At 42.8% G+C, this 23563-nt stretch carries 13 protein-coding genes; 12 read left to right on the forward strand and 1 reads right to left on the reverse strand.

All coding sequences use genetic code 11. From position 1 onward, the window contains the following. Positions 1–342: 342 nt before the first annotated feature. On the reverse strand, positions 343–2235 hold the full coding sequence (locus tag ACP26M_RS03250; RefSeq protein ID WP_426586121.1) for a 7TM diverse intracellular signaling domain-containing protein: 1893 nt from the start codon (positions 2233–2235) through the stop codon (positions 343–345). 319 nt (positions 2236–2554) lie between these two features. Between ACP26M_RS03250 and ACP26M_RS03255 the strand changes: the two genes are divergently transcribed. The 12 genes from ACP26M_RS03255 to ACP26M_RS03310 all read left to right on the forward strand — a co-directional run bounded on the left by ACP26M_RS03255 (position 2555) and on the right by ACP26M_RS03310 (position 23551). Next, positions 2555–6625 (forward strand): two-component regulator propeller domain-containing protein, encoded by a 4071-nt coding sequence (locus tag ACP26M_RS03255; RefSeq protein WP_426586123.1) that lies wholly within the window; start codon positions 2555–2557, stop codon positions 6623–6625. 424 nt (positions 6626–7049) lie between these two features. Further along, positions 7050–10016 (forward strand): SusC/RagA family TonB-linked outer membrane protein, encoded by a 2967-nt coding sequence (locus tag ACP26M_RS03260; protein WP_426586125.1) that lies wholly within the window; start codon positions 7050–7052, stop codon positions 10014–10016. Between the two features lie 17 nt (positions 10017–10033). Continuing rightward, positions 10034–11656: a RagB/SusD family nutrient uptake outer membrane protein gene (locus tag ACP26M_RS03265; protein ID WP_112654160.1), complete on the forward strand. Its 1623-nt coding sequence runs from the start codon at positions 10034–10036 to the stop codon at positions 11654–11656. A 55-nt stretch (positions 11657–11711) separates the two neighbouring features. Next, positions 11712–13037, forward strand: coding sequence for a BNR repeat-containing protein (locus ACP26M_RS03270; RefSeq protein WP_426586128.1), 1326 nt, complete (start codon positions 11712–11714; stop codon positions 13035–13037). A gap of 122 nt (positions 13038–13159) precedes the next feature. After that, on the forward strand, positions 13160–14395 hold the full coding sequence (locus ACP26M_RS03275) for a DUF2264 domain-containing protein (protein WP_426586130.1): 1236 nt from the start codon (positions 13160–13162) through the stop codon (positions 14393–14395). Positions 14396–14409: 14 nt separating this feature from the next. Beyond that, on the forward strand, positions 14410–15516 hold the full coding sequence (locus ACP26M_RS03280; protein ID WP_426586132.1) for a glycoside hydrolase family 43 protein: 1107 nt from the start codon (positions 14410–14412) through the stop codon (positions 15514–15516). A gap of 1 nt (position 15517) precedes the next feature. After that, positions 15518–17371: a glycoside hydrolase family 2 protein gene (locus tag ACP26M_RS03285; RefSeq protein ID WP_426586134.1), complete on the forward strand. Its 1854-nt coding sequence runs from the start codon at positions 15518–15520 to the stop codon at positions 17369–17371. 9 nt (positions 17372–17380) lie between these two features. Further along, positions 17381–19210 carry a glycoside hydrolase family 35 protein gene (locus ACP26M_RS03290; RefSeq protein ID WP_426586137.1) on the forward strand — a complete coding sequence of 610 codons (1830 nt, stop codon included), beginning with the start codon at positions 17381–17383 and terminating at the stop codon, positions 19208–19210. A gap of 129 nt (positions 19211–19339) precedes the next feature. Then, complete coding sequence (gene rhaM / locus ACP26M_RS03295; RefSeq protein ID WP_413318232.1) at positions 19340–19654, forward strand: L-rhamnose mutarotase; 315 nt, start codon at positions 19340–19342, stop codon at positions 19652–19654. A gap of 175 nt (positions 19655–19829) precedes the next feature. After that, positions 19830–20639, forward strand: coding sequence for a helix-turn-helix domain-containing protein (locus tag ACP26M_RS03300; RefSeq protein WP_426586139.1), 810 nt, complete (start codon positions 19830–19832; stop codon positions 20637–20639). A gap of 64 nt (positions 20640–20703) precedes the next feature. Further along, the gene (locus ACP26M_RS03305; protein ID WP_426586141.1) at positions 20704–22143 is read left to right on the forward strand and encodes an alpha/beta hydrolase; all 1440 of its coding nucleotides are present in this window, start codon (positions 20704–20706) and stop codon (positions 22141–22143) included. Between the two features lie 538 nt (positions 22144–22681). Continuing rightward, entirely contained in the window at positions 22682–23551 is an 870-nt protein-coding gene (locus ACP26M_RS03310) for a hypothetical protein (RefSeq protein WP_426586143.1), read from the forward strand. Positions 23552–23563 lie beyond the last annotated feature (12 nt).

Below are 23563 nucleotides of genomic sequence, written 5' to 3' on the forward strand. Positions count from 1 at the left end.
GCACAAAACTAATAGCAAATGGCTATTGCCAATTGATTGATCAGCGTAGGTTGAATCCCCTCCAGGTTTCGTACAAGGGGGGAAGGATATTTCTACAAACCTTTTCCCTCTCTTTGGGAACTAATAAACAAACATTAATTGAAATGTAATGATAGGTGGTGCACCAGAGGTGCAAAAGGTTTGTAGCTTATAGTTCCAGCGGTATTCCTTTGCCCCAGAGGGGCAAAACAAGGAGCTTTGCTGAATAAATCATTGTCGGCCACAACGGGCGTCGTGTTTATAGCAAATAATGGAGTATGTTTAGCGCATAGGTGCCTCTTATCAATATTCAGAAAGTTTATCTCACATCACCAACACCGTCCAGCCTTGCTGATCATTCTTCTTTCGTGATTTTTTCTTTTCGTGCAACACTTTTTTTATGCGGATGGCATAGGTCCAGCAGGTGCTTTGCCTGATATCGAGCTTTTCAGATAATTGGTGCGATGATATGGTACCGTTGGTGCTGTAAATAAGATAGGTGAGATAAAAAGCCTTGTTGATAGGAATGCGGCTGTTTTGAAATATGGTATTATGCAGGGCCGATTCTTCATAACTGCATTTGGTACACCGGCGGCTGTGCGGCAGCCTACCGGCACAATACGTTGTATTCGAGCAGCGGGTGCAAATAAAGCCATCTTTCCATTTTAAAGCCGACAGGAATTTAAAACAGGTTTCCTGATCGGGATATTTAGCGCTGAATTCTTCATAGCCCAACTCTGTAGATAACGCGCGTGATTCGGTAACCTTTTCAATATTTGTTTTGAGTTGAACATTATCTTTTTCAAGTAAAACATTCATTCTTAATATTTCCCCAGCCTGCTTTTCCAACTGCTCGTTGGCCCGTAACAATTCTTTGTTTTGGTTTTCGATGATCTGGCTTTGTTGCCTCACCTCGTTTGATTTTTCAACCAGTTCGTGCGTACGGATTTCAACCTGGCGCTCCAATTCCTCATTTATCGAATCCTTCAACTGGCTGTTCAATTGCATTTGCCGTATGGTTTCTTCATGGGCTGCATCCTTCTCTTTCCGCAGGATCCTTACCTGGTCGCCAATGGCAAATGACAACAGTACCATCTCAATAATAAAACAAAAGCTGAGGCTATAGTAGCTTATAGGGGCCGGTAAAAAGTAAGTATAACCAAGGGCGGTAAGAGCTTTCACTATAAAGCCCACAAACAAAATCGAGTAGGCCAGCACAAAAAAGCGGGCCGGCTTGTAGCCGTTTTTATAGATATAAACACCGGTAGCAAAAGCCAGCGATAGCGGGATTACTTCAACAAACTTATATACAAACAGCGAATTGTTGAAGATAAGACAGTAAAGAAAATAGATAGTGCGCAGCAATAACACATAATTTATTAACCTGTTAAACTGCGGAGCTTTTGTTTTAACCTGCAATAACTCCTTGCTGAATATTAGGGCACAAATACTGGTAAAATATAGGGCAGCGCCGTTCCCGTAATTATTCAAAGCTGGTGCTCCCGGCCATAAATATTGGAACGCGATGCCATCGGCACTCATTTCGTAAAGGCCTACGCTTAAAATGTAAAATACGTAGTACAGGTATTGTTTCTTTTTAACCGCAAGGAACATAAGCAGGTTATGGAAACAAAAAATAAGGATCATGCCATAAAACAGGCCGTAGGTTAAGTATTCGTTAAGGGCATAATGAATAAAGTAATTAATGGTACGGTAAACTATAATAACATTTACCGCATTGTGCGATTTGATTCTGAAATAATAAGTATGATAACCAGGTTTGGTATCCCCGATCAGAAACTCAAAGTTTTTATGATGAAAAAGCCTGCTGTTGAAATTAAGGTTAGCGCCCGATTCACTTTTGATATAGTTACCTGTCGCATCAGGCATATAAGCCGTTACCTCATCAGTTGTTTGATCAAACAGCTCAATAATGCTGTTGTTGTTTACAGGTTCGCTAAAGTACATCCGCACGCGGAACCAATAGGTGGAGTTTTTATGGTGATTGCTGGGGTAGTATGAGCTGTTTTCGGTAAAAGAGGAGCTCATTTCCTGTATCTCCCGGAAAGTTAGCTTGCCGGTGCTATCCTGCAGGTATTTTACCTCGTTAAGGGTAAACTTATGTTGCTGAACACTTTTATCAACCCGGAGTATATTTTGAGCACGGGAAGTAAGTGCCCACAGGCATACATAAAAAATAAATAAATACTTAGTCAATGCAGGTAAATGTTTAATCAAAAGTTTTTAATAAGTAGTATGGCCTGCAATCATTTTAATTGCACAGTTACTGCATTCTCCCATTTTTGGGATAACGGTCATACATAATAATGTTTATTAAGAACAGGTTTATAATCTCCCAAATATAATTAATTGTTAATTATTTTGTCTTTGGTATGTGAGCAATTTTCCCTGTATATTTTGATAAGCTTTTGTTGTGTTGGTATTCCTGCCGTATTTAAACAGGATAAAATCTGCGAATGAAAGGCTGTTACATTTTAATATCTTTGGAGATAACCAGTTATTGTTTGCCCGGCTAATGTTTCAGCGATTAAAGGTTTTTTTGCTTATTTCTTTTTTATGTTATTCATTAACAGCGTCGGCAAAAGGCCCGGGTTTTCCGGTTAGATATTTAGGCATTGAAGATGGCCTTTCAAACAATGCGGTAACCTGTATTACGCAGGATAAATATGGCTTTATGTGGATGGGGACTTATGACGGCCTTAACCGTTATGACGGCTATACCTTTAAGGTTTTCCGGAATATTTGGGATGATAAAAATTCACTTGTCAATAACCACATCAAATCCATCAAGGCCTGCGGCGGGCGAATATATGCAGGAACTGAAAAAGGCCTGATGTATTTTGATTATGCCGATTCCCGCTTTCATGCACTTTACTGTTATAATGAAAAACATCAGCCCGTTAAGATCGGGTTTAACATTAATGAAATTGTCGTCGACCGATCGGGTAATGTTTTCGCTACCAATGGCACATACGGCTTCCTGAAATTTGGGAAAACAGATACCATTGGCAAAGAGATCCTGTATGATGTCAAAAAGCAACAGTTTAATACCATTGCCGCCCAAATGGATAAGCAGGGCACTATCTGGATCCTGGTAAACGGGGTTGGGCTTGGCAGGTATGATGCAGCGGCTGAAAAGATAAAAATTGTATCACCACAACTGGCATATGCAGGTTGTATGACTATTGATGGAAAAGGTAAAATTATTGCAGGCGCAGGTAATGAATTATTGATGTATGATCCCGTCACCCTGAAAACTACCAGGCTTGAGAACGGGCTTAACAAAGTGACCAACAACAATATTTTTAGCCTCACCACAACAAGAAACGGCGATATCTGGATTGCAACCAATGGGGGAGGTATTAAAGTTTGGAACCCGGAGACCAATACGTTCATCTATATCAATGCAGGCGAAACACCTAATAGCTTACGGAGCGATGCTGTTGATGCTGTTTATGAGGATGATGAATCCCGGATCTGGATAGCAACCTTACGGGGTGGCGTGAACATTATTGACCGCAAACCGGCCTCTTTTCATGTGTTCGCGCATGATGCTTTTAATAAAAACAGTGTTATCAATAATTTTATCCTGTCGTTTTGCGAAGATAAGCAGCATAATGTATGGATTGGCACTGACGGCGGCGGGTTAAATTACTGGAACACTAAAACAAATACGTTTACTGCCTATGTACACCAAAATATTCCGGGATCTATCAGCAGTAATTTTGTTGTAAGTATTTTAAACGATTATACCAATAAGATTTGGGTGGCAACCTTTAATGGTGGCATTGATGCGTTTGATAATGCAACCGGCCGGTTTAAACATTATAGCTGTTATAACCCGGTGGATAAAAAAGAAGAACGGAATTTTTGGAAGCTTTATGAAGATTCGCAGCACCGTTTGTGGGCAGGCAGTACCTGGGGAGGGGCATTGTTTTTGTACAACCGGGCCAAAGATCAGTTTGAACTTTTTGATAACAGCCTGGTAAACCTCCACGCGCTTTTTGAAGATCATAGAGGTAATTTGTGGGCGGGAAATTATAGTCGCCTCATCAAAATTGATGTTCAGCATAAAAAACACCAGGTTTATTTTATCGGCCAGGCCATCAGGGCTATTACCGAAGATAATAAACGCAATTTATGGATTGGTACCGAAGGCGGAGGGCTGCTTCAATATAATACCAACACCCATCAGTATAAAAGATACACCGAATCGGCAGGGTTACCGAGCAATACTGTACTGAATATATTGGTTGATAACAGCGGCAATTTATGGTGCAGTACTTATAATGGCCTTTCCTGTTTTAATGTAATCACAAAAAAGATCACCAATTACAATGCATCTGATGGTTTGCAAAGCAACCAGTTTAATTACAACGCGGCCTTAAAGCTGGCATCGGGCAAAATGTTGTTCGGCGGAATCAAAGGGTTTAATTTGTTTTCGCCCGATAGTATCGCTCCTTATGCACACCAGCCCCGGCTCATGCTTTCTGATTTTAAAATAAACAACGTTTCAATTGAGCTCGATAGTGCATATGGCCCAAAACTGCCGTTAAATGAATTAAAAAATATAACCATCCCGTTTAGCCAGGCAACGCTGAACATCAGTTATACAGCGCTTGAATATTCATTTCCCGAAAAGATCTCCTATGCATATTACCTTGAAGGCTGGGACCATGGCTGGAACTATGTAGGCAAGCTAAAGTCGGCCTACTTTTCGCGTCTCAATGAAGGCTCCTATACACTGAAAATCAGGGCTACCAATACGGAAGGACAGTGGACCGCGCCACCCATTACCATTAAAATTATTGTTTTGCCACCTTGGTATCGTACCTGGTGGGCCTATATAGTTTACCTGTCGTTAATAGTTGCTATAGGCTACGCGTTTTACAGGTACAGATTAAACCAGGCCAGGCTCAGGTTTAAGGTAAAGCTGGCCAACCTGCAGGTGGAGAAAGAAAAGGAGCTCAACGAAAAGAAGCTGACTTTCTTTACCAACGTATCGCATGAGTTCAGGACCCCGTTAACGCTTATTATTAACCCCATCAAGGACCTCCTTAATCAAAGTAAAGGCAATACCGAAGAGTTGAGCACGATATACCGCAACGCACGCCGTTTGCTGGGGTTGGTTGATCATTTGCTCCTTTTCAGAAAAACCGAAAGTGAAAATGCGTCGCTTAAAGTGAGCAGGTTAAATTTTGTTATTTTATGTAATGAGGTTTATTCGTGCTTTATTCAGCAAGCCAAAATTAAACACCTTAATTATACCCTCGCAGGTGGAGTAGATGCCATTGAAGTATACTGCGATCTGGAAAAGATAGAAATAGCCTTATTTAACCTTATTTCAAACGCTATAAAATTTACTCCGGATAAGGGGACTATCAACGTTGTAATTGAACAGGACGATGTTTATGCATATTTTAAGGTAATCGATAATGGTATAGGCATAAATACCGAAGCGGGCGACAGGCTGTTTGATAAATTTTACCAGGCAAAGGATAAAAACTATTTCCGCAAGGGTTTTGGCATAGGCTTATACCTGGTTAAGGTTTTTATAGAAAGTCATAAAGGTAATATCAGCTACTCTAATAATCCCGATGGGGGGACAACTTTCGTGCTTGCGTTGCCAAAGGGCAAATCACATTTTTCGGGGGATGTTATTGCTGACGATGTTGTGCCAGATTACACTTACGTAAATGACCTTATTAGCGAAGATAACAAGGATGTTATGCCGGAAGATGAGGACTTGGCGGCATTGGAACTCTTCAGTTCGGCGCGGCATACGCTTATCGTGATTGATGATAATGATCAGATCCGTTCATACATCAAAAAAATTTTTACGCCGGGCTATAACGTAATCGAGGCGAAGGAGGGTACCACAGGCCTCGAACTTATCAAGAAGCATATTCCCGATGTAATTATAAGCGATATCGTAATGGACGGCATCAGTGGACTTGATCTGTGCCGGATTGTTAAGGAAGATCAGGCTATAAACCATATCCCTGTTATCCTATTAACCGGGGACACTACACCGGATATTATGCTAAAAAGTATAGAGGAGGGCGCTATTGATTTTTTACGAAAACCATTTGATAAAGAATTGCTTATAGCACGGGTTAAAAGTGTATTGCGTAATAAAACAGAGCTCCAAAACTATTTTTATAAGGAGGTTACCAAGAAAAGTACAGGTCGAAGTATCTCACAGGAAAATAAGGACTTTCTGAATAACTGTATTTCGGTAATTGAGCATTACTTTACCGACGATCAGTTTGATGTATATGTGTTGGCCAAAGAAATTGGTATCAGCTATGCAACGTTATTTAAACGTCTTAAAAACATCACGGGGCAATCGGTCAATAACTTTATCCGGTTTGTGCGCCTGCGCAAAGCTGCCGAATTATTGATCCAAACCAATTGTAATGTCAACGAAGCCGCTTTCCAGGTTGGCTTTAGTGATGTGAAATATTTTCGCGAACAATTCTTCAAACAGTACGGCATCAACCCCTCTGATTTTATTAAAAAACACCGCGCCAATTTTCAAATTTCGTATCGACTGAACGAGTTTGAAAAAAGCTCTCCCAAATAGGCCGCCTTTGTTAGGATGATATTCCATCACTCCGAAAAGCTTGCTGAAATAAAATAAAAGTGAATTTGACACTTATTTTCTCGTGTATTCTGCAGAAACCACCAAAAAGGCGTGTTTTTGTATGTTTTGACCCCGGTAATTTATAGTTTTACCCCTCTCTCGTAATGCCAAATTACGCTTATTTCGTTTCAATCGACAGGCAATAATCAGCACCAATATTTTATTGCCGGCAATTCATAAACTAAAAATTAATGCAATGAAAGTTTCAAAAAAGCACAATTGGATCACATCCGTGGTGGTGTTAAATCGCCCCGGATAAGTTCAGGCTACCATCCGAAATTCCAAATTAAATGAACCCGATAAACCAAATTGAATTATGAAATATAGATTTACTCTCTTAAAAAGTTTTTCCGTATTGCTTATAATGATGATGCTCACAGGCATTACTCAGTTGGCACATGCGCAAACAAAAATTAATGTAAAAGGCGTTGTAAAAGATGCCACAGGTAACGCGTTGCCGGGTGCAACGGTAAACGTTCAGGGCACAACCCAGTCAACCACAACAGATGTCAACGGCGCTTTTAAAATTGAGGTAACAGAAGGCTCCACATTAAGGATTTCTTTCGTAAGCATGGTTACTAAAAGCATTGTGGTTACTAAAAATACTACCACACTAAACGTAGTGCTTGATGATAGTAACAAGCAGCTTAACGAAGTTGTGGTGGTTGGTTATGGTACGCAAAAACGTTCGGATGTTACGGGCTCGGTTACAACGGTACCTAAGTCTCGCTTGTCGCAGTTGCCTGTTACAAACGTTTTGCAGGCCGTAGAGGGTGCCGTTGCCGGGGTAACTGTAACCACATCATCATCAATTCCTGGTCGCCAGCCTTCAGTTACAGTTAGGGGGCAAAACTCGATCTCGGCTGCTTCTGGCCCTTTTGTGGTAGTTGATGGTATCCCGCTAACCAAAAGTGGAGGATCACTTAATGATATTAACCCCAACGATATTGCATCAATGGAGATCCTTAAAGATGCTTCCGCCGTTGCTATTTATGGTGCCAACGGCTCGCAGGGCGTTATCCTGATCACTACAAAACGTGGTACCGCTGGTAAACCTGTAATTCGTTACAATGGATATGCCGGCTATGAAAATCTTGGGCATATACTTGAACCACGTGATCCGGCCTCATTTACCCAGAAGTTCCTTGATTATGAGTCACAAAACCACTTAACCCAGCAATTTCCCGAGCCGGTATATAACAACTCTGAAAGGGCTAACTATGCTGCCGGTCGCACAATTGATTGGGTAAAAGAGGTTACTCAGCAAGGCTTTATGCAGGATCATAACCTGAGTGTAACAGGCGGTACACCTGATGTTAAATACTTTTTATCAGGCGATTACCTGAAACAAAAAGGTGTGATAAAGGGCTATCAGTATAACCGGGCAAGCGTACGGTCAAACTTGGATGTAAACGTAACCAGCTATCTGAGCGTAGGCGCGAACTTGTATTTTGCTAATAATAATTATGATGGCGGCAGGGCAAACTTACTCAACGCTACAGCCATGAGCCCCTATGGCAACATATATAATGCCGATGGCACTTATACCATTTACCCAATGGCCCCCGAACAGCTATATGTTAATCCTCTGCTTGGTTTAACTACCGACCAGATAAACCGAAGCGTTAACATAAGCGGCAACGGCTATGCCGAAGTAAAATTTGGCGGGGTACTCAAAGGTTTAAAATACCGATTAAATGCTGGGTATACTTACCTGCCTACCCGTGTAGACGGCTATAGCGGCCGTTTGGCTAATACGCCTTTAGGTTCGGCAACCGCGGTAAGTTCTGAAACAAATAGCTACACTCTGGATAACCTGTTGCTTTATACCCGCGATTTTGGTAAGCACCGGATCGATTTCACCGGCTTATACAGTGCTCAGCAACGTAAATATTTCATTTCGGGAATAACCGGTACTGGTTATATAAACGACGAACTGTCATTTAACCAGATTGGCATTGGAGCAACGGTATCAGGTGCAAGTGTAAATGGCTTTTCAGGGAGCTATTCAGATAGGTATGCGCTTAATTCGCAAATGGCCAGGTTGAATTATTCATATGACAGCAGATATCTGGTAACCCTGACCGTAAGGCGCGACGGTTCATCAGTATTTGGTGCCAATACTTCCAAATATGGCTGGTTCCCGGTTGCAGCTCTTGGTTGGAATGTAAGTAATGAAGATTTTCTCAAAAACTCCAAACTAATCAATAGCTTAAAGCTTAGGGCATCATATGGTAAAACAGGCAACGAGGCTGTAAGTGTTTACAGAACCATTACATCGGATGGTACGGTAAGGTTTCCTTTTAATGGGGTAAGCACCGTAGGCATACAAGCGAGCAACCTTGGTAATGGCAACCTGCACTGGGAGAGCACTAATCAGGCTAATATCGCGGCCGACTTTTCTGTGTTGAATAGCAGAATCAGCGGTACCGTGGAATATTATGATTCAAGAACAACCGGGCTATTGTTAAACCGTGCACTACCAACCATTACCGGTTACAACCAGGTTGTTGATAACATAGGTAAGGTAGCAAATAAAGGTATCGAGGTAACGCTAAACACCCGCAATATTGATGGCAAAGATTTTAGATGGGAAAGCACTATTGTGTTTGCAGCTAATAAAAATAGAGTTGTTGCCCTTTATGGTGATGGCAAAGATGATATTGGCAACAAATGGTTTATTGGCAAACCTATCAATGTAATATATGATTATAAAATGACCGGTGTTTGGCAAACAGGCGAAGATCCTTCCAAGCAGGATCCCGTTGCTAAGCCGGGTGATTTGAAATTTGCCGATATTAATGGCGATGGTAAAATTACTGCCGATGGGGACAGGGTAATATTGGGACAGCAGGACCCTAAATGGACAGGCGGTTTAACCAACACATTTCATTATAAGAATTTCAACCTAAGCATCTTTGTACAAACGGCACAGGGCATGTTAAAAAATAACGCCGATTTAAATTATGCCGACGAATCGGGCAGAAGAAATACGCCTGCCGCGGTTGGTTACTGGACACCAACTAATAATAGCAACGACTTTCAGTCATTAACTTATACCAACACGCGTGGTTATGGTTATCCGCGTAATGCCAGTTACACCCGTATTAAAGATGTGACCTTTAGTTATGTGGTTCCTCAAAGGTTGCTTGATAAAGCGGGCATAAGCGGTTTAACCTTTTATTTAAGCGGTAGAAACCTGAAAACTTTTACAAACTGGATAGGATGGGACCCTGAGGCCAATTACTCAACCCGCGGTTCGGGCGATTGGACAAATAATTATCCACAAACCCGTACAATTATTTTAGGTGCTAATATTTCTTTAAAATAACAAACCCGTAAAAAGACATGAAAAACTATTCAGCAATATTACTCTTTGCAGGGGTGTTAACAGCGTTTGCATCCTGCAAAAAATCATATCTCGACGAAAAACCATACTCGTCATATACTCCCCTTACTGTTACCGATTCATTGGGTATGGAGGCATCGGCAATAGGGTTATACAACCTTGAAACCGGTATCCTAACCTATTCAGGTGCGCAAGGCTGGCCAAGTGTATGGCAGGTAGGTACTGATGTGGCGAATGCTACAGCCCAACAGCAGGGTATTGAGGTGCCTTATTATAATTACAGCCTGTTAACATCACAGGATGGCGCCGCTAATTATATCTGGGGCAAATATTATGCAATGATCAATAATGCCAATATTATAATTGATAATGCCGAAAATCCATCAAATACAAAATTGGGGTCTATTGGTAAAAAGCAGGTAGAAGCAGAGGCTAAGTTTTTCAGGGCCTACGCCTATAATAACCTGGTTACCTTATTTGGTAAAGTGCCACTTACTGATCATGCTTTAACTGTTCCTAAAACAAATTTTACCCGTGCATCACTTGATGAGCTAAATGCGCTTATCGTAAGTGACCTTACTTATGCAAGCACTAACTTGTCTGATTTAAATGCGGGTAACTCGAAAACAAATGCTCAGGGAAAACCGGTTGGCAGGGCTAATAAATACATGGCCATGCAGCTATTAGCTGAAGCGTACCTGCGTATGGGTAAAAATGACCTTGCCGAACAACAGGCACAAGCGGTTATCAGCAGTGGTAAATTTAGCCTTATCAAAGCCCGTTATGGTGTAAGAGCAACCGGCGCAGGCGATTACTATTCAGATATGTTTGTATATGGCAATGAGCGTAGAGCACAGGGAAACACTGAAGCCATCTGGGTACTTGAGCAGGAAAATCCATCTGTTGTAGTTGGTGGTAATGTAGATAATGCCCAGCAACGCCGGGTATGGGGCGCTGCTTATTATGCAGTTCCTGGAATGTTACCTTGTGACTCATTAGGGGGGCGTAGTATTGCCAGGTTAAGGTTGAGCAACTGGGTGCTTTACGGTTTGTACCCTCAAGGCGATCTTCGTAATTCACAATACAGCATTAAAAGACAATACTATTACAATGATCCTAAGTTCCCTGCTTTATTAGGAAAACCTGTACCATTTGCCGGTGCGGATACTTTATTCAGGATTTGCCCAAGCACAACCAAATGGGGAGCCTTTGACCCTAACGATACCTTTGGATATGCCATGATCAAAGATTTTATGATGATGCGTTTAGGCGAAACCTACCTGCTGCTCGCCGAAGCACAGTTTAAACAAGGTAAAACTGCTGATGCAGCCACTTCTATTAACGTGTTAAGGACGCGGGCTAATGCACCACAGGTAACGGCCGCGCAAATGACACTTGATTTTATACTTGATGAACGTGCCAGGGAATTGATAGGCGAGGAAAACCGCCGCCAAACCTTGATGCGGACAGGTACACTGGTTGATCGTGCCACGCGGCTTAATAGTAACGATGCCGTTCACCCAACAACCGGGCTTGCAGCTAAGAATCTGCTGCTACCTATCCCGCTGTCTGAAATTCAATTGAATAAAGATGCGGTGCTGGAGCAAAACCCGGGTTATTAATTAAAACACAAATAAAAAGTAAGGGCGATATTAATTGCCCTTACTTTTACTTTTTATGAAGCTATACCATTTAAGATCACTGTTTTTTATAATTACCCTGCTTGGCGGTACTATCGCTGTATCTGCTCAAACCGGTAAGATAACTACCACTACTATAGGTTTAGGCTGGGCAAATAACTCTGTCAACACAGTTGTTTTTCGCAAAAACTCATTGGCTACTTTTAAGGGCGAACAATACGCCGCTTATTATAATAACGACGAGGTATTGGTTTTGGCAAAAAGAAAAAGCGGTTCGGTTAATTGGCAGGTTGCTACAACGCAATACAAAGCTGATGCTGCCGATGCCCATAAGGATATCAGTATCATGGTTGACGGTGCCGGGTATCTGCATGTTGCCTGGGGGCATCATAATCAGGCTTTGAATTATGCTAAAAGCATTAAGCCCGGAAGCCTTATTTTGTCGGCGCAGCAAAGCATGACGGGTATTACCGAAAATAAGGTGAGCTACCCTGAGTTTTATCGTTTACCGGACGGCGATCTGTTGTTTGTTTATCGCGACGGAGGTTCGGGTAATGGGAACCTGGTCATGAACAGGTACAGTATAACTACTCAAAAATGGAGCAACATCCAACAAAACCTTATTGACGGTGAGGGTAAACGCAACGCATACTGGCAAATGTGTATCGATAAAAAAGGAACTATTCACATTTCATGGGTATGGCGCGAAAGCCCGGATGTGGCAAGCAACCACGATATGGGGTATGCCCGCTCAAATGATAGCGGCTTGAGCTGGGAAAAATCAACAGGCGAAAAATATACGCTGCCAATTAATGCGGCAAATGCCGAATATGCCTGCAAAATACCGCAGCACAGCGCACTCATCAATCAAACATCCATGTTTGCCGATGATAAGGGTAATCCATTTATTGCCACTTATTGGCGCGATAGCAGTACAACCATCCCACAATATCATATTGTTTATAAAACCGGAAATAATTGGAGTTCGGTTGATCTTGGTTTCAGGAAAACAGCATTTAGTCTTGGCGGGACAGGAACCAAACGGATTCCGATTTCGCGCCCGCAGATCATTGCCTGGAGTAATGGCGGGAAACAATCAGCAGCACTAATTTTCAGGGATGCCGAACGCGGTGATAAAGTTTCGGTAGCGATGAATGCCGACCTGAAAACTTCAAACTGGCAGGTTAGCGATTTAGCAACCGCACCTGTAGGGGAATGGGAACCGACTTATGATACCGAGCTATGGAAAGATAAAAAGATCCTTAACCTGTTTATACAACAGGTAACGCAGGTTGATGGTGAAGGTAAGGCCAGTATACCGCCTACAAAAGTACAGGTATTGGAATGGAAGGCTTCGTTGTAAGTCTTAAGTTTTAAGTCAGAAGTCTCAAGTCGAAAGTATTTAGATTAAAAAAAGGACATGGTACTTTCGACTTAAGACTTTCAACTTAAATAAATGCATAATAAAACAAATAAATAGTCGGGATGCAAAAGCTCATATTTTACTTCATATTCATAAGTGCTCCGTTTTTGGTATCAGCCCAAAGCAAAAAGAATATCGCCCAGGTGTCCGACAGGAAATTGTGGTTAAGCTACATGGATAAGGTAGCCCGGCCTGTGATCAGCAACCTTGCAACCGATCAGCTTAAAGAAAAAATGCCGATGGAATTGTCTGACAGGGTAGATAATAAGGAAAGCCGTGCCAAAGTGGGCTATCTGGAAGCATTTGGCCGCACGCTGTGTGGCATAGCTCCATGGTTACAACTGGAGGGTGGTGATCCTGCCGAAGTAAAACTTCGTGAACAATACCGGGCATGGTCTTTAAAGGCTATCGCAAACGCGGTTAATCCGCAGGCTAAAGACTACCTGCAATGGAACGGCGGCCAGCCACTGGTTGATGCCTCGTTTGTTGCTTTTGCACTGGTACGGAGCCCATGGTTATGGGAGCATCTTGATGAAAATACTAAAAAGCAAGTAGTTGAAGTGATGAAAACTACCCGCGCAACGGTTCCGGTTTACTCCAATTGGATTTTGTTTTCGGGGATGATAGAGGCATTTTTTTGCAAATATGATTTGGGCTATGATCCGGTAAGGGTTGAATTTGGCATCCGCGAATTTACCGAACACTGGTACGTAGGCGATGGTATGTATTCGGACGGAATGAGTTTTCATCTCGATTATTATAATAGCATCGTGATCCATCCCAATCTGAGCACCATATTGGAAGAGGTTAATGCTAAAAAGAAAACTTATTTACGTGAAGAGCAGCGTGAGCTGGCTGTTGGCCAACGTTATGCCGAAGTGCTTGAGCGCCTTATTAATGCTGATGGAAGCTTTCCGGCTATCGGACGGTCGATAGTTTATCGCGGCGGCGCATTTCATCATTTAGCAAATATCGCCTACAAAAAACAACTGCCTGCAAACCTGAAACCGGCACAGGTAAGATGCGCGCTAACAGCTATGATTAAAAAAACGCTTGGCGCACCGCAAACTTTTACTGCCGATGGCTGGCTTAATATGGGTTTATATGGCAAGCAGCCCGGCCTGGCCGATTTTTATATTACAACAGGCAGCCTGTATTTCTGCGCTACCGTTTTTGTACCCTTAGGCTTACCCGAAACCGATCCGTTTTGGGCCGATGCGGACGAACCATGGACGGCTGTTAAAATCTGGAGCGGCCAGGATGCACCGGCCGACCATGCACTTGATATCAGAAAATAATACAACATCTTTATATGAAATACTATCGCTTTCTATTGCCGGCCTTTTTGCTGTTAAGTATCATTGGCCGTGCGCAAATTAAATTAACCAGTTTTAATCCGGGCGCTGTCTGGCCCGATGATAAAGGGGTGCACATTAATGCCCACGGGGGAGGCATTCTGTATAATAATGGGGTTTATTATTGGTTTGGCGAACACAAAATTGCCGGCGATGCAGGCAACCGGGCAATGGTTGGGGTTCATTGCTATTCGTCAAAAGATTTATACAACTGGAAGGATGAGGGGATCTCGCTGAGTGTTTCGCCCGATACTACAAATGATATAGCAAAAGGCTGCATCCTGGAAAGGCCCAAAGTTGTTTATAACAAAAAGACAAAGAAATATGTAATGTGGTTTCACCTGGAACTATTAGGCAAAGGCTACAGCGCTGCCCGCGCCGGCGTTGCTGTAAGCGATAAGGTGACCGGCCCCTACAAGTTTATTAAAAGCTATCGCCCCAACCCGGGGCAGATGCCGTTTTATCCGGCACTTACACCCGAAGGTGATAAAATAAACTGTATTAATCCGGCTCACGAAACCGATAAGTTTTTTTGCCGCGATTTGCCCGGCGGCCAGATGGCCCGCGACATGACCGTTTTTGTTGATGACGATGGCAAGGCTTACCACGTTTTTTCATCCGAAGAAAACTACACCCTTGACCTGGCCGAACTAACTCCCGATTATACAGGGCATACAGGTAAGTTTATCCGTATCTATATAGGCCACCAAACTGAAGCGCCTGCATTATTTAAACGTAACGGAATTTATTACATGATAGGCTCGGGCTGTACAGGTTGGGCACCCAACGCCGCCCGTTGGTTCAGTGCAAAATCAATCTGGGGGCCGTGGACCTACCACGGCAACCTCTGCCAGGGACCGGATAGTCAAATTACTTATGGTGGCCAAAGTACTCATGTGCTGCCGGTAGCCGGTAAAAGGGATGCCTTCATATTTATAGCCGATAAATGGGCTCCAAAAGACGCCATTGATGGCCGTTACCTCTGGCTGCCCATCAGCTTTAAAGGTGATGATATCGAAATAAACTGGGTAGATAACTGGAACCTTGACGTATTTAAGAAATAACATGCGAAACTTCATAAGCTTATGCTGCCTGCTGTTCGTTACCTGTACGGCGACCGCTCAGGACAGTCTCATTACCAATATTCAAAGCCGTAAAGCACTTGATCTGAACGGCAAATGGCAATACATTGTTGATCCGTACGAAACCGGGTTTTATGATTATCGGTATAAGGAGCTCAACGAAAAAAATGGCGATGCCTATTGGAACAGCGGCATTCCGGCTAATAAAACTGAGAAAAAGGAGCACGGCTATATCGATAAATATAGCATTGATGTACCCGGCGACTGGAACCATCAAAAGCCGGAGTTTACTTATTACGAAGGAACTATCTGGTATAAAAAATCGTTCGACTACGTTAAACCGGCCAATGGCGGCAGGCAGTACCTTTATTTTGGTGCGGTAAATTATAGGGCCGATGTATACCTGAACGGTAAAAAGCTGGGCATGCACAAAGGTGGCTTTACGCCGTTTAATTTTGAAATTCCTGCAGGGCTGCTTAAGGAAAAGGATAACCTGTTGGTGGTTAAGGTTGATAATAAACGCTACGCCGATGAAGTGCCTACCCTTAATACCGACTGGTGGAACTACGGTGGTATAACCCGCGATGTAAAACTGGTTGAAGTACCGTCTACCTACATCCGCGATTTTGTGATCCAGCTTAAAAAGCCTGTTAATGGTGCAGTCCCCGCTAAACAACCGGAGGTAAGCGGATGGGTTAAATTGAGCGATACTCCGCCAACTGGTCAAAATATCACCGTGCAAATACCCGAACTTAAGTTTAGTAAGCAGTTTGTTGCCACAGGCGTACTTACACAGGTGAGCTTTAAATTGCCAAAGGTGCAGCTATGGTCGCCGGAAATACCTAAGCTGTATAAAGTTATTATCAGCACCGGAGCTGATAAAACAGAAGATAAGATCGGGTTTCGTACGATTGAAGCTCATGGCCCGCAGTTGTTGTTAAACGGCAAGCCCGTATTTTTACGGGGGATCTGTATCCATGGCGAAATACCACAGGATGTACGGAGGGCTTACAGCCAGCAGGATGCGGAACAATTGTTAAATCAGGCGCATGAACTGGGCTGCAATATGGTAAGGCTGGCACATTATCCCCATGATGAAAAGATAACCCGCCTGGCCGACTCGCTGGGTATTATGGTTTGGTCGGAGATCCCGGTTTACTGGACGATTGACTTTGGCAACGCAGCAGTACTTGAAAAGGCAAAAGCACAGCTTAATGAAATGATTACCCGCGACCATAACCGTGCCAGTATCATAATCTGGTCGGTTGGGAACGAAACGCCGGTAAGCCCAACCCGTACTGATTTTATGCATAACCTCATTATCAAGGCTAAACAGTTGGATGATACGCGTTTGGTTTCGGCTGCGCTGGAGGTAAACTATGGCTCGGGTAAGGATTTGAATGTAGTAGACGATCCGTTGGGAGAGTTTGTTGACCTTGTTGCCTTTAACGAATACCTTGGCTGGTATGGCGGCCTGCCCGATAAATGCCGCACTACAAACTGGAGCACTCCATACAATAAACCTTTATTTATCAGCGAAACCGGGGCCGAAGCTAAAACCGGTTTTCATGCTGACTCATTGACCCGCTTCGGCGAAGAATACCAGGAATGGTATTTTAAAGAGCAGGTAGCCATGTTTAAGCGGATGCCTGCAAATTTCGTCGGCCTGTCGCCATGGGTGATGGCCGATTTCCGGTCGCCCAAACGGAATAACCCGGTGTACCAGGAAGGCTGGAACCGCAAGGGCCTTTTTGATGATAAAGGCAATAAAAAGAAAGCATTTTATATTCTTCAAAACTATTACAAACAAAAAAGCGCGGAAGCGCTGAACCGATAGCGTATCACAATGAAAAAAATTACAATATCCTTTTTAACATTATTTTTATGCCTGAGCGTCACAGCTTTTTCCCAGGTACCCAAGCATACGTTTGCCCTGGGCGACCAGGCTTTCCTGCTTGACGGGAAACCTTTCCAGATGATCTCGGGCGAAATGCATTATCCCCGAGTACCGCGAGAAGCCTGGCGTGCCCGCATTAAAATGGCGAAGGCAATGGGCTTAAATACCATTGGTACTTATGTGTTCTGGAATCTTCACGAGCCACAAAAAGGCAAGTTTGATTTTACCGGTAATAACGATGTGGCCGAGTTTGTACGTATAGCACAGCAGGAAGGCCTGTGGGTGATCCTTCGCCCAAGCCCGTATGTTTGTGCCGAATGGGAGTTTGGAGGATATCCTTACTGGTTGCAGAACGAAAAAGGCCTTGAGGTGCGTAGTAAAGAAGCCCAATACCTTAAAGAGTATGAAAGCTATATCAAAGAGGTAGGCAGGCAATTGGCCCCGCTACAGATAAACCATGGCGGTAATATCCTGATGGTACAAATTGAAAATGAATACGGCTCATATGGCAGCGATAAAGAGTATCTGGGGATTAATCAAAAACTATTTAAAGAAGCCGGTTTTGATGGATTGCTGTACACCTGCGACCCTGCCCCCGATTTGGTAGCTGGTCATTTGCCGGGATTACTTCCTGCTGTTAACGGCCTTGATAATCCTGCAAAGGTTAAAAAGATTATTAATGAAAATCACGATGGTAAGGGCCCGTATTATATTGCCGAGTGGTATCCGGCCTGGTTTGATTGGTGGGGAACTGCCCATCACACTATCCCTGCCGAACGTTATGCCGGTAGGCTTGATTCCGTACTGGCAGCAGGGATTTCTATCAACATGTACATGTTTCATGGTGGCACCACCCGTGCGTTTATGAATGGTGCTAATTTTAAAGATACCTCGCCTTATGAACCGCAAACGAGCAGCTATGATTATGATGCACCCTTAGATGAGGCAGGTAATGCTACCCCGAAATTTATGCAGTTCAGGCAGGTGATCCGTAAGCATTTGCCTGCCGGTATGCAATTGCCGGATGTGCCGGCAGCCAAACCGGTAATCACAATTCCTGCTGTTAAACTAACACAATCGGTAAGTTTATTAAATACTCTGCCAGCTGTTAAAGAAAATCTAAGTCCGCTTACGTTTGAAGACCTGCACCAGGACTATGGCTTTGTGTTGTACCGAACTGTTTTAAACGAAAGCAAAAGCGGACAGCTCAAACTAAAAGAGCTTAGGGACTATGCGGTGATTATGATTAACGGTAAAAAAGTGGGCACGCTTGATCGCAGGCTTAATAAGGATAGCCTGTATCTAAAACTTCCGGCAGGTAAAGTAACGCTTGATATTTTGGTGGAAAACCTTGGCCGCATCAACTTTGGCAAGTATCTTTTGCAAAATAAAAAAGGGATTACTCAACAGGTGATTTTAAACGGAACAGAATTGCAGCATTGGAAAATGTATTCGCTGCCGTTTCATGATCTAAGCACTGTGAAATTCTCTGCCGCAAGGCAAAATGCTCAATCGCCGGTTATAAGGAAAGGTGGATTTACGCTGGATAAAGTGGGTGACACTTACCTTGATATGAGCAACTGGGGAAAAGGTGTGGTATGGGTAAATGGCCACAACCTTGGCCGGTACTGGGGCATTGGTCCGCAGCAAACCTTATACCTGCCGGTTGAGTGGTTGAAAAAAGGATATAATGATGTTGAGGTGCTTGAGCTGTTAAAACCTGAGCAAGATCAGTTATCCGGAATTGATAAACCGATATTGGACGTAGTAAAACCTTAAATAAGCTTAAAGCCAAAAGCTAAAGGCTCAAAGCTTATTTTACACGTATTGGCAAAAAAAGAGGCTTTGGGCTTTAGGCGTTTTGCTTTAAGCTCTTTTGATAACAGACATATATTAATACTATTTACAATGGCAAGAGTAGCGTTTAAAATGAAGCTTCATGAAGGGCAAACCGCCGAATACAAGGCGCGGCATGATGCCATTTGGCCCGAATTGAGCAGTTTGCTTAAAGATGTGGGGATCAGTAATTATTCTATTTTTTTAGATGAGGATACGCATTGGCTTTTTGGTGTGATGGAAGTTGAAGATCAGGAAGCCCTTGATCATTTGCCTGATAGCCCTATTATGAAAAAATGGTGGTTATACATGGCCGATATCATGGATACCAATGCCGATCATTCGCCGGTGAGTGTGCCTTTGAAAGAGGTGTTCTTTTTGCCATAGATACAAAAACGTACCCGGCGAAATGGCTGTCATAAATGGCACACTGCGTTAGGTGCCTTTACGATAGCCATTTTTGTTTTATACAGGTCAAGCACCTGCTGGGCTGTTACTTTACTATGTGTGCTGATTTTAATAAAAAGAATTATTTTTATAGATATAGTTAACCCTGATAAGTATGGTTGAGATATTTCAGAATATCCGTAAAATATACAGGTTCAGCGCACCTTGCGAAGAGCTGGCTAACTATATCGAATTTTATTCACAATCAGTTTTAGATTTATCTGCACAGTACGTAAAAAATGAATTTTCATCGGTGAAGATGTTCCCCAGTTGGACACCTACTTTTTATATCAACCTTGGTTCGCCCTATTATATTGATTTGAAGAATACCCGGTATCATGTAAGGGAGCAGCAAGATGTTTTAATATTGAGAAACGAGGACGTTACCAGACATAAACTACCTGCCGATAATATATTTACGGTTAAATTTAATCCGGGCGGTTTAGAAGCCGTTTTAGGTATAAATCAAGTCCCGGTTATTGACAAGATCATTAACCTTAATCAAATTTTGCCCTGGGAATTACTTCAAAAAGTAAAACGGCCTGTAAGTTTCGAGGAGCGTGTAATCATTGTTGAATCATTTTTGTTAGAGAAGCTCGTTAAACAGGTAAGCCAGGATCATTATGTTAAAATTGTTAACGATAGCATTGGCGAATATCAGGCTACTGGCATGCAGTTGAATACATCAAAAGTTGCTGAGAGGCTGTTTATTACTTCTAAAACTATCAATCGGTATTTCAACAGGGTGATTGGCACTCCGCCTAAAAATTATTTCTCAATTGTGCGGGGCAGAAATGCATTAACAGCATTTGTAAATAACAGAGAAAACTTTGTTCCGATAGATTATGGATATTATGATTTGAGCCATTTTCATAAGGACGTTATGAACCTTACCGGTCAAAGGATAACCAAGCATCAATTTTAATTTGTCCGTTTTTTACTTTTAACGGGTAAGGCAGATCGCTTTCTTTGTAAGCTAAACAACGGTCATGAAAACATTCCTTATCATATTATTTGGCGCTGCTTTTCTTAATCAAAAAGCTTATAGCCAGAAATACAAACCGGTATTAGAGCCTTACCCTGGGTTGGTTAAGGCAGACCCAAGGCTTGTTTTAAAAACAGGTTACCTTGTTGTACCGGAAAATAGAAGTAAACCGGCAGGGCGCAAAGTGAAGATCCCGTTTTTATTTGTACGCAGGCCGGATCAGGATGCACGCAAAAACATCTCACTTTACACTACAGGGGGACCGGGTTATAGCACTACACGTAACATCGATAGCATAGGTTATGACTCCCGCTGGTTGGCCTACGGTGGCTTTATTGCTTTTGATCAACGCGGAACAAAGCGGGCGCAACCATGCCTTGATTGTACGGAAGTAGCAGCAGCCATTAAATGCAGTTACAGGGAAGGGAAAAATAAAGATAGCCTCGTATCTCAGGCCGTTACTGATTGCCGGAACCGGTTTGCAAAACAAGGCGTCGATTTATCGGCCTTTAACACCATTGAAAGTGCTGAAGATATAAATGATTTAAGATTAGCCTTAAATGTTGATTCGCTTAACCTGGTTGGCATATCCTATAGCGGCGGTCTGATGCTTACCATGGTGCGGAATCACCCTGAAGGCGTTCGTGCTTTGCTTTTAAATTCACCACTGCCGGGTTATGTTAATTTTGAGGAACACGCTTTGTTTAATATCAATGAAGCGCTTGAGCAGGTATTTCATAATTGCGAAACAGATTCCTCTGACACAAAATATAAAGATTTAAGAATGAAATTCCATCAATACTTCAGCTCTATCACCGGAAAAAAGTTTACTATAGCTTATCAGGAAAAAGGGAGTGATAAAACTGCCAACCTCACTTATTCAAAAAACGAACTGCTCGATGCGATAATAGGCCGGATGAACTCCCGGCAGGTTAGTACTATACCTGCAGTAGCAATCGATTTAATTGAAGGCCGTCATGATAAATATATACAGGAGGTATTTGATGGCTATTTCGCGGGCAACTTAAGTGTATCACTGGGTATGCGGTATTCTGTTTATTGCTCAGAACAAATTTCATACGATGATCCTACATTGGAAGCACAACAACATTTAGTACTACCGTGGTTGGCCGGGTATCCGTTTAATGATGTAAATCATGTCATATGCAATTGTTGGAAGGTGAAGGCTGAACCTGCTATAGCAAAGCAGCCTGTTTATTCTACAGTACCGGCATTAATTTCGGCAGGTGACGTCGACCCCGATTGCAGGCCGTTTTATAACAGGTTGATAAAACGGTATATGCCTAATAGCCAATTATTGATCATTCATAACAGGGGGCATGCTCCGGGTTTTAGTGTAGATGGGACTGATTATGTGAAACTTTTTTTTGAAAATCCTTATAGAAAACTTACATCTCAATCAAAAAACCTGATCATAGAATAGCTTAATAGCCATTGTCAGGTTTTTCGGTAATAAAGGTTTTGTCGTCTGTTAACATTATGCTAACATAGCAGCCTTACATTTGAGCCAAAACAACTCTTTGGCATGTATCCTGCACTTACTGATGAAGCGTTGATGGGGCTTATCCAGCAAAGCAACCCCGTTGCCCTTGAAACTCTTTTTAATCGTTACTACAAAACCTTATGCCAGTTAACGTCCCCTCAGGGCCTCTACGAGAGACCCTGAGGAGACACAAGCTGTCCGAGAACAAAAAAAGGCGTCATTGCGGGGAGCGACGCAATCCCCGGCTGGCAGATCCGCTCTGTATAGTTTGGGATTGCTTCGTTCCTCTCAATGACGCTTAAAGCCATTTCTGTTGTTTTGTCTTCTCTTAGCATTATCCTAACATGAAAATAGTATATCGCTTTGAGAGGTTATTGCACTGAAGATGCAGATTTTTTGCATGCGCTGATTTTGTAAAATACTGCCTGTACAAGCGGAATTTCAGCCTGAATTATTACATTGGTCTCGTAAATTATTTATGGAACCTGAAAACTTATCCAAGTGTACGAATTGTGGCGCTCCGTTGGTGCAGGATGCAGCAAAGAAATTAAAATGTCCCTACTGCGGCAGTGATTATCTTACGCCGTCCGCTGAACAGGAAATAACAGCCCCTGCCCGGAGGCAGGACATTCTGGTAAGCCAGGCCGAACCTCAAAACAATAACGGTGGTTATTTCGTTGCCCTGTTGTTAGTGGTCATGGTGATCATAGGAGGCGCGCTTATAGCCAATAATAATGCTCCGGGGGATGTGAAGTATGCTGATTCTTTAGTAACGGATACGACCAGGAATGATACCACCGTTGCCGAAAGTCCGAAGAAAGACGAAAACCCCTATAAACCTATCCTGGATGCATTGAGTGGCATCCAAATCGACTCCCAGACATTTAAAAAACTTTACCGGAAGGCATACAGGAAAGCGGATAAGTTTACAGGCAATATAGAAATAGCTGATCAAAGTTCGCCACGGTACGTCAATATCAATGGTTTTTATATTTATATTATGAACGATAGCTCAGGCCCGACGCTTCGCTTTGCTACGCAGTATGTCTCCAATGATTGGTTATTTATCAACGAAATGATCATCAACGCAGACGGGGAGAACTCCACGTTGACCCCGGAATTTAAAAGGGACAGCGGGGATGGTTCGATCTGGGAATGGTGCGATATGAGCGTTCCGGATGAGAATATTCCGATGCTGGTTAAAATTGCCGGCGCGAAAAAGGTAAGCCTGAGATATTCGGGCGATAAGTATTACCAGGTGGTAAAGGTTACCGCTAAACAGCAGGCGGCTATAAAAAGAGAATTGCAGCTTTATAAAGGCCTGTTGCTTGGGTATAAAGGACATTGAATACAAATGGGC

Source organism: Mucilaginibacter sp. R-33 (assembly GCF_049949235.1).
Classification (GTDB): Bacteria; Bacteroidota; Bacteroidia; order Sphingobacteriales; family Sphingobacteriaceae; genus Mucilaginibacter.

Excerpts from the sequence above, each read along its gene's own strand:
- ACP26M_RS03255 (WP_426586123.1), top strand. The coding sequence starts at position 2,555 with ATGTTTCAGCGATTAAAGGTTTTTTTGCTTATTTCTTTTTTATGTTAT.
- ACP26M_RS03260 (WP_426586125.1), top strand. The coding sequence starts at position 7,050 with ATGATGATGCTCACAGGCATTACTCAGTTGGCACATGCGCAAACAAAA.
- ACP26M_RS03265 (WP_112654160.1), top strand. The coding sequence starts at position 10,034 with ATGAAAAACTATTCAGCAATATTACTCTTTGCAGGGGTGTTAACAGCG.
- ACP26M_RS03270 (WP_426586128.1), top strand. The coding sequence starts at position 11,712 with ATGAAGCTATACCATTTAAGATCACTGTTTTTTATAATTACCCTGCTT.
- ACP26M_RS03275 (WP_426586130.1), top strand. The coding sequence starts at position 13,160 with ATGCAAAAGCTCATATTTTACTTCATATTCATAAGTGCTCCGTTTTTG.
- ACP26M_RS03280 (WP_426586132.1), top strand. The coding sequence starts at position 14,410 with ATGAAATACTATCGCTTTCTATTGCCGGCCTTTTTGCTGTTAAGTATC.
- ACP26M_RS03285 (WP_426586134.1), top strand. The coding sequence starts at position 15,518 with ATGCGAAACTTCATAAGCTTATGCTGCCTGCTGTTCGTTACCTGTACG.
- ACP26M_RS03290 (WP_426586137.1), top strand. The coding sequence starts at position 17,381 with ATGAAAAAAATTACAATATCCTTTTTAACATTATTTTTATGCCTGAGC.
- rhaM (WP_413318232.1), top strand. The coding sequence starts at position 19,340 with ATGGCAAGAGTAGCGTTTAAAATGAAGCTTCATGAAGGGCAAACCGCC.
- ACP26M_RS03300 (WP_426586139.1), top strand. The coding sequence starts at position 19,830 with ATGGTTGAGATATTTCAGAATATCCGTAAAATATACAGGTTCAGCGCA.
- ACP26M_RS03305 (WP_426586141.1), top strand. The coding sequence starts at position 20,704 with ATGAAAACATTCCTTATCATATTATTTGGCGCTGCTTTTCTTAATCAA.
- ACP26M_RS03310 (WP_426586143.1), top strand. The coding sequence starts at position 22,682 with ATGGAACCTGAAAACTTATCCAAGTGTACGAATTGTGGCGCTCCGTTG.